Below are 16,005 nucleotides of genomic sequence, written 5' to 3'. Positions count from 1 at the left end.
ATGTATATGAACAAATTACAAGTTGTAATTCAAGGTTCAACTTACAATATTGTTACTGAAAAATCTAAAGAAGAAACAGATAAGATAGTTGAGAAAATTAACAAGGATATTGCAGATTGTAAAAACAGAAATTCAAAATTAACGACTTTGAATGCAACTATCTTAGCTCTTATGAATTTGGCAGAAACTCACGATAATTTAACAACTGAATTAAATGAATACAAAAAAGAGAATGATCCAATTATCAAGGATTATTCTAACTTAAAATCTGATTGCGAAAAATTATATCAAAATTTGGTTATTAAAGAAACAAACTTAAAACAAATGACTAAACAATACAATGAAATTAAAGAAAATTCTGAAAAGGAAAAAGAAGATATAAAGAAAAAAGCTGAAGAATACGCTAACGAAATCAAAGCGCAATATGAACAAAAAGCATCAGATTTAAATACAAAACTCAAAAAAGAGAATAAAACTACGGAAGATTTGAAAAAACAAATTGAATTTTACGAAACAGAAAATGATGATATATCTCAAAAATACAAAGATTTAAAAGATGAATATAATAAATTAGCTTTTGAAAAAAATAAGCTAGAAAATATTTTAATGGATTATCAAAGGGATGAAATCATTGATTAGTGAAATATTAGCTCCTTGCGGAAATTGGGACATGGTAAAAGCAAGTGTCCGTGCGGGAACTGATGCCGTTTATCTTGGAACAAAAGAATTTTCCGCAAGGGCTTATGCTGAAAATTTTACTGTAGAAGATGTTAAGGAAGTTGTAAAATACTGCCATTTAAGAAACGTAAAAGTTTATGTAACATTAAACACTCTTATAAAACAATCAGAAATTCACAAGGCGATTGATTATGTAAACAGATTATATAACATCGATATTGATGCACTAATTGTGCAAGATATTGGGCTGGCATATCTTGTAAACAAGTTATTTCCTGATTTGGATTTACATGCATCTACTCAGATGAACATTAATAATTTGAATGGGGCATTAATTGCCAAAGAACTTGGTTTCAAAAGAATTGTATTGGCTAGGGAAACTGATTTAGAAGAATTAAAAAATATTAGGAAAAACTGTGACATTGAAATAGAAGTTTTCATTCATGGATCATTATGTGTGTGCCAATCAGGGCAATGCTTGATGAGTTCATTAAATGGTGATAGAAGTGCAAATAGAGGAAGATGTGCTCAATCTTGTAGGAAGGATTACAAGATTATTTTAGCCAACGAAACTATTAATTCAAAGCTGTCTTACCTCAGTCCAAAAGATTTGTGTACTATTGATAATGTTGACGAAATCGCAAAATATTGTGATAGTTTAAAAATCGAAGGAAGAATGAAATCCAAGGAATACGTGTACTCTATTGTAAAATCTTACAGAGAAAAATTAGACAATGGTAAATACGATTATTATTTAGACGAAGTTAAAAATCGTGGATTTACAAAAGGATTAATCAATAATACAAATGGATACAATTACGTTGAACTTGGTAGGAAAAATCAAATTAAAGGTAACACAGTAGGAAAAGTATTAGGAAAAGGGAAAATAAAATTTACAAAAGATGTATTAAAGAAAGATATTCTAATACTTTCTAATGGGAAAAATACTTTCCCGTTGACATTAACTGAAAATTATACGAAAAATAGCATAGCTTCATTTAAAAACATAGGTGATGCTCTTGAAAATTCTGATGTAAAAAGAGTTAGTCACATTAAAATAGTTGATGAGTCAAATGAAGAAAAAAATGTGAAATTTAATTTACAAGTCAAGTTTATTTGTAAAAAATTTCAACCTATTCAAATATCTGTTAATGGACTAAAATATAACACTAATATAATTTGCGATGACGCAAAAAATAAGCCAATAGATGACGATTTTATTCGTAATCAAGTACTAAAAACAGGAAACTATCCAGTAAACATTAATAAATTGGAGATTATTCTAGATGATGGATTATTTTTATCGAAAAGTCAGATAAATCAGATAAGAAGAGATTTCATAGAATTCTATTTGAACGAAAAAGCTGATTTTAATCATAGAAAACAAAAAAATGTTGATCTGAAAAATTTAGATAAACTAATAGAAAAAAATAGAATTAATAATTCAAGTTATAAAACAGTTTATGTAGATGAAGTGGATGGTTACAGCGATAAAATTTCATCAGAATACATCGTGAGAGTTCCAAGATTTTTGAATCAAGAAAAAACGGATAAGTTTATAAAAAAGTGCAGAGAAAATAATGTATCCAAACTTTTAATCAATAATATTGGAGATATTATTATAGCTAGGGATATTAGAGCTGATTTTGTTGTTAGTGACTATCAGATGAATGTATTTAATACTTTATCAGCAAAAGTTTTAAATGATTTGGGAGTAGATGTAATAACTTTATCAGTTGAATTAAACAAATCTGAAATTAAAGAAATTGTAGAAAATTCAAATTACAATTATGAATTGGTTGTTGAAGAAAACTTAGTTAATATGGTTACTGTTTATTGTCCTTTTTCGAGCATAATAAAATGTAATGGGAAAAATTGTGAGTTCTGTAAGTTTAATGATTGTTATATTGAAGGAGATTTTTCTAAATATAAGGTTGTAAGAATGGACGATTACTCTTTAATTTATTCTTGTGATAGAATTAAGATAGATGAGAATGATATAGATTTCAACTTATATTCAATTAGAAAGAACAAATATGCAACTGGAAAATCTAATGAATTTCATTTTAAAAAAGGAATTTTATAAATGGATAAAAAGACATTAAACACACTTGAATACAACGAAATAAAAAATAAAATTGAAAAATTTTGCAAATCTAAATTGGGGAAAAGTATAGCCAATAAATTGGAACCTATGATTGATGAGGATGAAATCAGACAAAGCTTGGATGAAACTTATGAAGCTATGAGTATGATTTACAAATTTTCTAATCCTCCTATATATGAGATTATAAATGTTAAAGCAAGTATAATGCATGTATCAAAAGGTGGATACATAGTTCCAGAAGTTTTGTTGAAAATCGGTCAAATATTGAGTAGCGTTCACGATATAAAAAGATATGCTGGAGAATCTGACGAAAATCACGAAAATTACCCTATGATTATGGCAATGATGGATTCTTTGGTAGAAGAGCCTGATTTAGTTGCAACTATTAATAATGCAATAATTTCAGAAGATGAGATTAGCGATAATGCTAGTAGGAATCTTGCTAGAATTAGACAAACTAAAAGGCAGAAGACAGAAAATATTAGAGATAAAATAAATAGTATTTTATCTTCTAATGATCAAGCATTACAAGACAACATCGTAACTATGAGAGATGATAGATATGTAATTCCTGTAAAAGTTTCACATAAATCATCTTTTAAAGGAATCGTACACGACCATTCATCTTCGGGTCAAACAGTCTACATCGAACCGATGGAGGTTGTAGAATTAAATAACGAATTGAGAATGCTTGAAGCAGAAGAAAGAGAAGAAATAATAAGAATTTTGAAAGAAATTTCTGATAGAGTTTATGATGCCAAGGATTCGATTTTTGTGGATCAGGATGTTTTATCAAGATTAGATTTCATATTCGCTAAAGCAAAATATGCGATAGAAATTGATGCGACAAATCCCAAACTAAACACTAATGGATATTTTAATTTCAAAAATGCAAGACATCCTTTATTGGACAAGAAAAAAGTTGTGCCTATAAGTATTTATCTTGGTGATGATTACAATACATTGGTAATAACTGGACCTAATACTGGTGGTAAAACTGTAACACTTAAAACAGTAGGTCTGATAACTTTAATGGCACAATCTGGAATTTTAATTCCTGTAGATGAAAATTCGGAAGTAGCAATTTTCGACAATATCTTCACAGATATTGGTGATGAACAAAGTATAGAACAATCTTTGTCTACTTTTTCAGCTCATATGAAAAATATTGTACACATTGTAAATAATATTACATTTAATTCTCTTGTGTTATTCGACGAACTTGGTGCAGGAACCGATCCAACAGAAGGAGCAGCACTAGCAATTGCAATTTTGAGAATTTTCTTAGACAAATCTATAAGAACAATTGCTACAACTCACTATTCTCAACTTAAAATATTTGCATTGACAGAAAAATACGTAAAAAATGGTTCAGTAGAATTTGATGTAAATACTTTATCACCAACTTATAAATTGAGAATTGGGATTCCTGGTAAATCAAATGCTTTTGAAATTTCTAGAAGACTTGGTCTTGATGATGATATAATTAATAATGCAAAGGAAATTTTATCTCAAGAAGACAAAGATTTTGAAGATGTTTTATCTGACATTGAATCTGAAAAGAAACAAATTGACGAAGACAAAAAAAGACAATTAGAGCTTAAAGAAGATTTATTGAAGCTTCGCGACAGATACGAAAAAGAACTTGAAAAGACAAAATTAGAAAAAGAAAGAATTATTAACGAAGCAAAAGAAAATGCAAACGAAATTTATATGCAAGCTAAGGAAGAATCACGTGAGCTTATCAATAAATTAAAATTCTTAGAGAAAGAATCTGATGCTAGAACAGTAGCTAATGATGTTGAAAGTAAATTTAACAAAAGAATTAAAAAGAGTTCCAATAAGAAACTTTTGAATGAAACGTCTAAAAAACAAAATCTACAATTAGGAGATGAAGTCGAAATCTTAGGAATTGACCAACAAGGTACTATTGTTACAGAACCTGATAAAAAAGGTGATTTATTGGTTCAAGTGGGTATCTTAAAGATAAATGCCAATGTTAAGAACTTGAAGAAAATTAAAGAACAAGAAGTGATTCAATCATCAAAGAGCATTAAAAGTATTATAAAAAATAAAGCTAATTCTGATATAAAAAGCGAAATAGATTTGCGTGGAAAGAATATTGAAGAAGCAATATACGAACTTGACAAATACATTGATGACTGTGTAATTGTTGGCTTGAAAAAAGTGAATATAATTCACGGCAAAGGAACTGGTATGCTCAGAAAAGGTATCAGAGAATACCTAAGAAGTGATAAAAGAATCAAAAAGATTGAAGATGCAGGTTACAATGAAGGCGGTCTTGGAGCTACTTTCATTTATTTAAAATAAGGGGATTAAAATGATAAATTTTAAAGAAGAAGTAAAACAAATTATACTAGGATTTGACACTGGTCTAACTGAAGAAGAAATATCAGATTTAATCGAAATTCCACCAAACAGTGATATGGGAGATTATGCGTTTCCAGTGTTTAAATTAGCAAAAACTTTTAGGAAAGCACCTAATTTAATCGCAGAAGAATTAGCTAAAAAAGAATTCAGCAATGAAAATATCAAAAAAATTGCAAATGTAGGTCCTTACGTAAACTTTTTTGTGGATAATTCAAAATTAGTAGAAAGTGTTCTAACAGAAGCTGTTAAAGATGATTTTGGAAGTAGTCATATTGGCGTTGGGAAAAATGTTGTGTTTGACTTTTCATCTACAAATATAGCAAAGCCATTTCATATTGGACATTTACGCTCCACTGTAATAGGAAACGCGATAAGAAATATAATGAAATATCAAGGGTTTAATACAACAGGTGTTAATTACATTGGTGATTATGGAACTCAATTTGGTATGATGATTTCAGCTTATTTAAAATGGGGAGACGAGGATAAAATAAATGCTGATCCAATAAAAGAACTTTTAAATCTTTACGTAAAATACAATAAAATTGCAAAAGAAGATGAATCTTATATGGATGAGGCTCGTGATTGGTTCGATAAATTAGAAAAAAAAGATCCTACAGCTGTAAAATTATGGTCATGGTTTAGAGAAATTTCTTTAAAAGAATTCCAAAGAGTTTATGATTTACTAGGAGTTGAGTTTGACAATTTTAATGGTGAATCATTCCACTCACAATTTATTGGAGATGCATTAGAAGCAATTGATAAGAAAAATTTATTAGAAGAATCCGATGGTGCAATGATAATCAATTTGGATGATGAAAGTTTACCACCTGTTTTAATAAAAAAATCAAATGGTTCCTCAACATACTTAACGAGAGATATTGCTACTGCAATGTATCGCAAAAGAACTTACGATTTTTATAAAAATGTATACGTTGTAGCTAGTCAACAAAAACTTCATTTTGAACAATTAAGAGCCGTTTTGAAAAAAATGGGATTTGATTGGTGGAATGATTGCGAACATGTTTCTTTTGGTATGGTTAGCATGAAAGATGGATCTATGAAAACAAGAGAAGGTAAAGTTATTTTCTTGGAAGATGTTTTGAATAGAGCTATAGATAAAACAAAATCAATCATAGAAGAAAGAAATCCTAATCTTGAAGATAAAGAAGAAGTGGCAAAACAAGTTGGTGTTGGAGCTGTAATATTCCAAGATTTATTCAATAATAGAATAAAAGATTATACGTTTGATTGGGATCAAGTTTTGAATTTTGATGGAGAAACTGGACCATATACACAATATACATTTGCAAGAAGCTGTTCTATATTAGACAAGGGAGAATTTGAATTAAAAGACAATATCAAATTTGATTTATTAGTTGACGATACAGAAATCGACATTGTAAAACACTTATCAAAATTTGAAGAAGTTTTATTAAATGCTACTGAAAAATACGAACCTTCTTTCTTGACACGTTATACAGTAGAATTAGCAAAACTATTCAATAAATTCTATGCAAATTGTCCAATCAACACTGTAGAAGATGAACTAAAATATCAAAGATTGTATTTAACTTATTCTGTTAACAAATGTTTGAAATTATCTTTGAGCTTGTTAGGCATTGAAGCACCAGTTAGAATGTAGGAAGAATAATGGACTCATTTATAGAAATAATCAAAAATTCTTTTACAAGAACCGCACATACAATTAAATATTTTCCGTTGATTTTTGCATCAATGATTGTAATGAAATTATCGTTGAATATGTCGAATAATATTTTGTTTAGATTATCTGTATCTAAAGAAATATCTAGTGTGATAATAGCGGTTTTGGTAACATTTCTGTTGAGTATCCTTTTAAATATGCTTAGTATTTCGGTTCATACAAGAGATAACTATCAAATAGAACCGATTACTATTCCCAAATTAATGTTAAAGGTTGCATTTAATGGAGGAATTTTATTATTGTTGTATTTTTTCTTAAAAAAATACGAAGGAGCAGTAATTGTTCTTTTATTAATATTTAATCCGTTAGTGGAGACACTTTACATGATTGACGAAGAATTTTATAAATCGATTTGGACATCATTAAAATTTAATTTTAAAAATTTTTTAACATGGAACATACCTAATGTTGTGATTTTTGCAATTTTATTTAATTTGATTATGAAAAATTACACATTTGAAGACTTTATAATGTCAAATGAAATTGTGTCGATTTTGAAATTTGGATTACTTTTGATGTTCATTTCGTTATTCATGTTATATAGGGCTAATTTGTACAGAATTTTAGAAACGGGGGAGAAATAAATGATTAATAAGATTGACGAATATTTCAGTAAATTTATGGACCAGTTGGTTTATGTGAATTTATTAGAATCAAATGATTACATTGATAAAGATATTCCACTACCTGTTTTAGAAAAAGATTTGTTAGATGGAGTCAAGAACAATGATTTCGTCAAAAATTTTGATTTGGAATTAATAATTAAAGGCATGATTTATAACATAGCTTACGATAGAACATTCAAATACTGTGTAAACTACACAGATATTATGTACAATATTTTCCCTGATATTGAAAAATCAATAATATCTATGGGAGTTGAAAAGATTTCAAACCCAAAAGAAGCTGTTATTTATTTTAGAACAAATGATATATTAAAATCGGACATTGCGGATAATGCTTATTACTATGCGTATTGTTTGAGATTAATGGCGCTCGAAGATGAGTTTAATTCTAGTATTTTTATTGAAGAAGCTTTCAGAGTTTTAAATGAAAATGTTGCAAATTTTCCTGATTTTTTCTTAAATTATGTAGAACTTGCAAACTTAGAATTACTAAATCATAATTATATAAAAGCTTATGATTACTTAAAAAATACTCATAAGATGGCAACATCACCTAACGATTACGATGAAAAAAGAGTATTAATTGTGATAAATGAAGTTGAACGTTTAATGGAGGATATAAAGCCTCTCAGAGATTTGGATTTTGCGACTACTTTAATCAATTCAAAACCACAAAAAGCACTTGAAATTTTCCAAGAACTTGAAAAAACTTCCAGAATTATTTATTTAATGGGTAAATGCTACTTGAATTTGAATGATTTGGATAAAGCTATAGAATATTTTGAAAAAGCTGAAAGTATGGGATTTGATCATGTTGATTTGTATAATGATATGTCTGTGGCTTATTTCAACGATTATGATTTTGAAAAATCAATTCAGGTTTTAAATCGTGGGCTTAAAATTCATAAAGACAATGAAATTTTATTGTACAATAAAGCAGTTATTGAACTAAACTCAAATAGAGTTGAAAATGCACAAGACACATTGTCAACTTTGGTTTCTTATGATGATGTACACGAAGATATTTTTAATATGGCAATGCAATTATTGCAAAAAATAGAAGAAGACAATTAAATGTCTTCTTCTGTTATTTTAAGCGTATTGTCCAATCGGTCGATGATTTCCAAAGCGCTTATTATGTTTTTTCTTGCTTTGTAACAATCCAAATTAATATCTACCAATTCGTTAATTTTGTTTATTCTATAAACGATTGAGTTTCTGTGTACATTCAGTCTTTGAGATGCTTTAATCAATGAGCGTTCTTCTACAAGATAAAAGTATAATGTTCTAAGGAGGTCTGTGCCATTATTTATATCGTCATATTTTAGTTTATAGATGAATTCTGGAACTAATATTTCTATTTCAGAATCCAAGCATACCAAATCATAGATGATTTTACAGCAATTATCGTTTATGTTTTCAGTTAATTCTATACTGTTTTCTAAAATTCTTCTAGATAAATCATAAGCTTTTTTCAAATTGAAAAGGTTGTTTTTTAGTGATAATTTAATGCTTTTTAAGTCGTATTTTTCAGTAAAAAAGTTTAAGTTAGTCTTTACTGATGAAACATCTTTAATTTTATTATTAGTTAATAACACAAGGTATCCTTCTTGTAATACAGAATACATATACATTGGATAATCCAAAACAAACCTATTTCCGTGTGAGAACATATCTTGGTATTTAAATAAACCACCTTCGATTTTAATTACATTAATATCGTAATTGTCATCTGTTTTCCAACCTATATTTGCGATATTTTCTTCGTCTTTTTCTGTAATATTTCCAGAAATCAAATTCTTAATAGTACTGTATATGTCTTCCTTTGAATTTATCAGTCCGTTTACATTGTTATAAATATATGTTGAAATTATTTTGGAAATTTTTCTGAATTCAAATTCATATTCATCTTCAATAGTTTCAAAAGCGAGATATCCGTACAATTTGCTCAAGCTTTTCTTTTTTATTTCCAACGGATAAATCTTTTTTATAGTTGAAAAATCAAATGTATTTAGCAACAACTTTTTGTTTGAATTCAATAGGCATACATTTACATCAAAATAATCTTTTATGATTAAAAGCAAATTATTAACAGCCTCACGGTTTGAAATTGTATTGTAAATTCTATTATAGAACTCTGCGTTTTTACGCAAAAATCCATTTATAATTTCGTAAACTTTGAAAATATCATCTTCTTTTGAATAAATAATATTTGCGTTCTCGTTTTCTATAATTTCATCTTCTGCTTTCAAAAAAAGAATATTAGAATTTTTAGGACACATAATATCTTTGTCATATTCAATTATGGATAGGGTGTTTTTCTGATCAGAAATACAATTTAACGAAATATTATCGATATCGTTTATTATTTTTATGTCCGAAGAGTCAACCAACTCATCCATTTGTTTTACCAATAATCTTATATTCATTTTATCACCTTTAATTATCGTTAGACCTGTGTTATTATCTATAGTATAAATAATATCACAACCAACAAATTTTTTAAATATAAACAGGAGATACTTATGAAAAAGACTGCAATTATACTTATGATAATTACACTACTATCAAAAGTCTTAGGATTAGTAAGAGAAACTACACTGGCATATTTTTTTCCTACAAATGGACCGGTTGCCAACGCATTTTTGGTTTCGCAAATATTGCCGATTACAATAGTAAGCTTGTTTTCAGCGGGAATTTCAACTTCTTTTATTCCTATATATAATAAAATAGTACACGAAAAGGGAAAGGAAGAAGGTGATATTTTTACATCAAATATCAACAATATAGTTGTTATTATAATATTAGCATTAATAGTAATACTTGAGATTTTTACACCATCTGTAATTAAAATTTTCGCTCCAGGATTTACTGGATATACAAAAGAATTAACTATAAAATTCATGCGATTGACTTTATTGTCAATGATACCGTCCATAATGTCATGTGTATTCAAGGGATATTTGAATGCGAATAATCATTTTGTAGTTCAAAATTTACAAGGTTTTATAATGAATTTCTTCATTATTCTTGCTCTTGTACTATCTAACAAATACGACAATAATATGATAGTTGGAATTGGTTTGCTATTGGGAAATGCACTTCAATATTTGCCTTACATATTTATAACGAAAAGAAAGAATTTTAAATATCATAAGATTTTAGATTTTTCAGATAAAAATGTAAAAATGATTGTATTACTATCAATTCCGATAATTTTAGGAGTATCGGTAAATCAAATTAATGTTATGGTAGATAAGTCGATAGCATCTACAGTTTCAGCTAATGGTATTCCAATTCTAAATTATGCATCAAGGCTTATTGAATTTGTAACTGGAATTGTTATAGCAAATATTTCTGTAATTGTGTATCCTGAATTGTCTAGAAATTTTATTGCTAATGATTTGAATAAAATGAAAGATAGCATAATGAAATCAATGTCTATGATTTGTATTTTAGTAATCCCAGCGACAATAGGACTTTTGGTATTATCTTATCCTATTACTAAGATGCTATTCTTTAGGGGAGCGTTCACGATGAATGATGTTGATATGACATCAGTTTGTATGTTCTTCTACGCTTTGGGAATCATAGGAACTGCTATCAGAGATATTTTGTCGAAATCATTTTATGCCATGAATGATACAAAAACTCCTACGATTAATTCTGTTATTATGGTTGCTATAAATATAATAGGAAATATTATTTTATCAAGAATTTTTGGCTTAGTAGGATTAGCAGTAGCAACAAGTTTTGCAAATCTAATTGGCGCAATAATGATAATAATGAGATTACACAAAAAAATTGGGGATTTTAGCTCTACAAAATCATCATTTGTAAATATTTTTAAGATGTTGATCTCATCGTTGATAATGGGAGCTTTAGCTTATATTACATTTAAAACGGCAAATATGAGATTTTCAAATACATTATCATTAATGATGTCTATAATTGTTGCAGGAATTAGTTATTTGAGTTGTATTTTAATTTTTAAGGTCGATGAACTAAACGAAATTATCGCTTTTTATAAAAACAGAAGAAAAAAATAGATGGTTTGACAATTGAAAGTTTTTTGAATATAATTTTGTTATAAAGACAGAGATAAAAAGAGCGCATTATGATTGATTTTCAGAGAGATAAGGGTTGGTGTGACTTATTATTCATAGTAATTGCAGACATTTTTGAGTCGAATTTTCCGCTTAATAGCGTTATAAATTAAAGTGAGGTTTACCTAATTAGGGTGGTACCGCGATTTAACTCGTCCCTTATCATAAGGACGGGTTTTTTATATTTTAGGAGGTTTTTTATGAATAGTATGGGAAATCTTAGACGTACTCACATGTGTGGGGAGTTGAGATTAAGTGATGTAAACAAAGAAGTCATTCTTATGGGATGGGTTCAAAAAGAAAGAAATTTAGGATCTCTTATCTTTATAGATTTGAGAGATAACACAGGAATAACTCAAATAGCTATAAAGGATGATAACAAAGAGATTTTCGATAAAGCAAAAGATGTTAAAAGCGAATATGTTTTATGTGTAAAAGGTGATGTTAGAGAAAGAGAATCAAAAAACAACAACATTCCTACTGGAGAAATCGAAGTTATAGCTAACGAACTAATTGTTTTGGATACAGCTAATGTTCCTCCAATTTACATTAAAGATGATGATAATGCTCAAGAAGCTGTTAGGTTAAAGTACAGATATTTGGATTTAAGAAAACCTAAATTACAAAATAATTTAAAATTAAGAGCCAAAACTAATAAATTAATTCGTGATTATTTAGATGAAAATGGATTTTATGAAATTGAAACTCCATTTTTAGGTAAACCAACTCCAGAAGGAGCTAGAGATTATTTGGTTGCAAGTAGAGTAAATGAACACAGTTTCTACGCATTGCCACAATCACCACAGTTAATGAAGCAACTTCTTATGATTAGTGGAATGGACAGATACTACCAAATCGTTAAATGTTTCAGAGATGAAGATTTGAGAGCGAATAGACAACCTGAATTCACTCAAGTGGATATGGAAATGAGTTTTGTTGATCAAGAAGATGTAATGACATTGAATGAAGGCTTGATTAAAAAACTTTTCAAAGAAATTAGAGGAATTGATATTCCAACTCCTATTAAGAGAATGACTTACGCAGAAGCTATGGAAAGATATGGATGCGACAAGCCAGATTTGAGATTTGGATTTGAATTGAAAAATATCACTGAATTAGTAAAAGATTCAGAATTCAAAGTATTCTCAAGTTGTAATGATAAAAACAAAAGCGTTAGATGTATCAATATTGGTAATTATGAAAGTGAATACTCACGTAAAAAAATTGACAAATTAGAAAAATTTGTAAAAGAATACGGAGCTAAAGGTTTAAGTTGGATAAGAGTTCACGATGGAGAAATTCAATCTTCAATTAAAAAATTCTTATCTGATGAAGAAATGAATTCGATAATTGAATCTACAAAAGAAGAAGAAAATGCATTAATATTTATACTAGCAGACAAAAATGATATTGTATTTAATGGATTAAGTGCATTAAGAAACAAAATTGCAAGAGATATGAATTTGGTTGACAATGATACATTCGAATTTGTTTGGATAGTTGATTTCCCATTATTTGAATTCGACGAAGAAGAAAACAGATTTGTAGCAATGCATCACCCATTTACAATGCCAAAAGAAGAAGACATTCAATATTTGTTAACTGACAAGGAAAAAGTAAGAGCTAAAGCTTACGATATTGTATGTAATGGAGATGAAATAGGTGGAGGCTCTATAAGAATTAACAATTCTGATTTACAAAAGAAAATGTTCGAAGCATTAGAATTAACTGAAGAAATGATTGAAAACAAATTTGGATTCTTCGTTGAAGCTTTCAACTATGGAACACCTCCACACGGTGGATTAGCGTATGGTATGGATAGACTTATGATGTTATTAGTTGGAACTGATAATATCAAAGATGTTATAGCATTCCCTAAAACACAATCTGCTACAGATTTATTAACTGGTGCTCCATCAAATGTTGACGAGAAACAACTTAAAGAAATTCACATCAAATTAGATTAGTATGGATAAAAGATTTGAAAGAACAAAACTTCTAATAGGTGAAAATGACCTAGAAAATATCATCAACTCCAAAGTAGCTGTTATTGGCTGCGGTGGAGTTGGAGGTTTTGTAATAGAAGCTTTGGCTAGATGTGGAGTAGGAACATTAGCAATAGTAGATTATGATACTATCGATATAACAAACATCAATCGCCAAATTATAGCTTTGGAAGATACTGTTGGAAATTATAAGGTAGATGAATTTGAAAAAAGAATTCACAGAATTAATCCGAATTGCAAAGTTATTAAATTTAGGGAAAAGTTTGATAATTCTACTGTTGATTTATTTAATCTTAAAGATTATAATTATGTTATAGACGCTATTGATTTAATATCAGCGAAGCTAGATTTGGCTGAGTATTGTTATAAAAACGATATTAAGTTGATAAGTTCTATGGGTGCGGGATCGAAACTAAATCCTTTTCTTTTTAGAATTACGGATATTAAAAAGACCCACACTTGTCCAATGGCTAAAGTAATGAGAAAAGAGCTAAAAAGAAGAAACGTTGACAAACTTACATGCATTTGGTCTGATGAACAAAGGTCAGGAGAAGTTCTATCTTCAAATGGAAGAAATGCTCCGGCAAGTATAAGCTTTGTACCTTCATGTGTCGGACTTATGATTGCATCATATGTTATTAAAGAATTGAGGTAATTTTTTTGGCAAAAGAAGGAATGGTTATAAAAACTGAATCCACAAAAGCATCTGTTCTAATAACTAGAAAAGGAGCTTGTGGTGGTGAAGGTTGCAGCAAATGTTCAGGTTGTGAACATCAAACGCAAGTTATAGAATGTGCAAACTATATAAGTGCTAAGGTAGGGGATAGAGTGCAAATTTCAGGTGATGATTCTTCAATGCTTAAATATACAGCATTGTTGTATTTAGTGCCTTTAACATTTTTCCTAATTGCTCTTATATCATCATATTCTATTTTGGAAAATAAAATAGGAAATTTTGAATTAGCATCTTTTGGTATAGGACTTGTAGGATTATTAATTGGCTATATAATTGTAAAATTTATAGATAAAAAATTTGTTGATAAGGACCTAGTTCATATCACGAAAATAATTGGAGGTTTGTATGAATAATTGTAGACAAAATTTAGAAAATTTTGACCCAGAGGTTTTTGGACATCTAAATGATGAAATCAAAAGACAAGAAGAACATATCGAGTTGATAGCTTCAGAAAACTTTGTTTCAAAAGCAGTACTTGAAACTATGGGTACTGAGTTAACTAACAAGTATGCTGAAGGATATCCTGGAAAAAGATATTACGGCGGTTGTGAACATGTTGATAAAATAGAACAATTAGCTATAGATAGATTAAAAGAATTATTTAATGCAGATCATGCTAACGTTCAACCTCACTGTGGAGCAAATGCTAATATTGCTGTATATGTTGCAGTTTTAAAACCTGGAGATACAGTATTAGGTATGAGATTAACAGAAGGTGGACACTTAACTCATGGATCACCGGTAAATATGTCAGGTAAATTCTATAATTTCGTAGATTATGGTGTAGATCCTGAAACTGAAACAATTGATTATGAAAACGTTCGTGAATTAGCTTTAAAACACAAACCTAAATTAATCGTAGCTGGTGCTTCTGCATATCCAAGAGTTATAGATTTCAAAAAATTCAGAGAAATTGCAGATGAAGTTGGCGCATATTTAATGGTAGATATGGCTCACATTGCTGGATTAGTAGCTACTGGAGATCATCCAAGTCCGGTTCCTTATGCAGATTTTGTAACTACAACAACACATAAAACATTAAGAGGACCAAGAGGTGGAGCTATCCTTTGTAAGGAAGAACACAAAAAATTAATAGACAAATCAGTATTCCCAGGATTCCAAGGTGGTCCATTAGAACACATTATTGCAGCAAAAGCAGTATGTTTCAAAGAAGACTTGCAACCAGAATTTAAAGAATACACTCATCAAATTTTGAAGAATGCAAAAGCAATGGAAAAAGTATTTTTAGATAACGATGTAAGATTAGTTTCTGGTGGTACAGATAACCACTTATTATTAATCGACTGCAGAAGCTTTGAAATGACAGGTAAAGAAGCTGAAGCATTATTGAGCGAAGTTAATATTACAACAAACAAGAACACTATTCCAAATGATCCAGAAACACCATTTGTAACTAGTGGTATAAGAATTGGTACACCAGCTATTACAACTAGAGGATTAAAAGAAGCAGAAGCTGCAAAAGTAGCAGAATTTATGTTAGACGCATTAAAGAAACGTAGACCTGCTGAAGAAATCAAAAAAGACGTTGTAGAATTGATGAAACAATTCCCAATCAATAGATAAATTTTAAGCTAATACTAGACAAAAGTTTAGTATTAGCTTTATTTT

12 protein-coding genes and 1 other annotated feature are annotated in these 16,005 nt (G+C 29.0%); of the genes, 11 read left to right on the top strand and 1 reads right to left on the bottom strand.

Annotated elements, in window-relative coordinates; all coding sequences use genetic code 11:
* Positions 1 to 6: 6 nt before the first annotated feature.
* The 6 genes from ACU68U_RS00860 to ACU68U_RS00835 are packed head-to-tail and all read left to right on the top strand — an operon-like array spanning position 7 to position 8,602.
* Positions 7 to 639, top strand: coding sequence for a cell division protein ZapA (locus ACU68U_RS00860; protein WP_227905174.1), 633 nt, complete (start codon positions 7 to 9; stop codon positions 637 to 639).
* On the top strand, positions 623 to 2,764 hold the full coding sequence (locus ACU68U_RS00855; RefSeq protein ID WP_446762534.1) for a DUF3656 domain-containing U32 family peptidase: 2,142 nt from the start codon (positions 623 to 625) through the stop codon (positions 2,762 to 2,764). Before ACU68U_RS00860 ends, ACU68U_RS00855 begins: the two co-directional genes overlap by 17 nt.
* The gene (locus tag ACU68U_RS00850) at positions 2,765 to 5,116 is read left to right on the top strand and encodes an endonuclease MutS2 (RefSeq protein WP_446762533.1); all 2,352 of its coding nucleotides are present in this window, start codon (positions 2,765 to 2,767) and stop codon (positions 5,114 to 5,116) included.
* Between the two features lie 10 nt (positions 5,117 to 5,126).
* A complete protein-coding gene (gene argS, locus ACU68U_RS00845) occupies positions 5,127 to 6,821 on the top strand; it encodes an arginine--tRNA ligase (protein WP_446762532.1) in 1,695 nt (564 codons plus the stop codon).
* Between the two features lie 8 nt (positions 6,822 to 6,829).
* Positions 6,830 to 7,486: a hypothetical protein gene (locus tag ACU68U_RS00840; RefSeq protein WP_446762531.1), complete on the top strand. Its 657-nt coding sequence runs from the start codon at positions 6,830 to 6,832 to the stop codon at positions 7,484 to 7,486.
* Positions 7,487 to 8,602 carry a tetratricopeptide repeat protein gene (locus ACU68U_RS00835; RefSeq protein WP_446762530.1) on the top strand — a complete coding sequence of 372 codons (1,116 nt, stop codon included), beginning with the start codon at positions 7,487 to 7,489 and terminating at the stop codon, positions 8,600 to 8,602.
* Here ACU68U_RS00835 and ACU68U_RS00830 read toward each other — a convergent pair.
* Entirely contained in the window at positions 8,599 to 9,957 is a 1,359-nt protein-coding gene (locus tag ACU68U_RS00830) for a PucR family transcriptional regulator (RefSeq protein ID WP_446762529.1), read from the bottom strand. The genes ACU68U_RS00835 and ACU68U_RS00830 overlap by 4 nt on opposite strands.
* A 96-nt stretch (positions 9,958 to 10,053) precedes the next feature.
* Between ACU68U_RS00830 and murJ the strand changes: the two genes are divergently transcribed.
* From murJ to ACU68U_RS00805, 5 genes are all read left to right on the top strand, one after another.
* Positions 10,054 to 11,577: a murein biosynthesis integral membrane protein MurJ gene (murJ, locus tag ACU68U_RS00825; protein WP_446762528.1), complete on the top strand. Its 1,524-nt coding sequence runs from the start codon at positions 10,054 to 10,056 to the stop codon at positions 11,575 to 11,577.
* A gap of 40 nt (positions 11,578 to 11,617) precedes the next feature.
* Positions 11,618 to 11,797 (top strand) — a binding site (T-box leader).
* Between the two features lie 37 nt (positions 11,798 to 11,834).
* Positions 11,835 to 13,601, top strand: coding sequence for an aspartate--tRNA ligase (gene aspS, locus ACU68U_RS00820; RefSeq protein WP_446762527.1), 1,767 nt, complete (start codon positions 11,835 to 11,837; stop codon positions 13,599 to 13,601).
* A gap of 1 nt (position 13,602) precedes the next feature.
* On the top strand, positions 13,603 to 14,295 hold the full coding sequence (locus tag ACU68U_RS00815) for a tRNA threonylcarbamoyladenosine dehydratase (RefSeq protein WP_002836544.1): 693 nt from the start codon (positions 13,603 to 13,605) through the stop codon (positions 14,293 to 14,295).
* Between the two features lie 5 nt (positions 14,296 to 14,300).
* Positions 14,301 to 14,729, top strand: coding sequence for a SoxR reducing system RseC family protein (locus ACU68U_RS00810; RefSeq protein ID WP_002837908.1), 429 nt, complete (start codon positions 14,301 to 14,303; stop codon positions 14,727 to 14,729).
* Complete coding sequence (locus ACU68U_RS00805) at positions 14,722 to 15,960, top strand: serine hydroxymethyltransferase (protein ID WP_094207209.1); 1,239 nt, start codon at positions 14,722 to 14,724, stop codon at positions 15,958 to 15,960. Before ACU68U_RS00810 ends, ACU68U_RS00805 begins: the two co-directional genes overlap by 8 nt.
* The last annotated feature ends 45 nt before the right edge of the window (positions 15,961 to 16,005 follow it).

The sequence above is a fragment of the Finegoldia sp. P3-F-LR genome (genome assembly GCF_052932165.1).
Note: the sequence above shows the minus strand (reverse complement) of the source record. Positions and strands in the feature narration are given on the sequence as shown.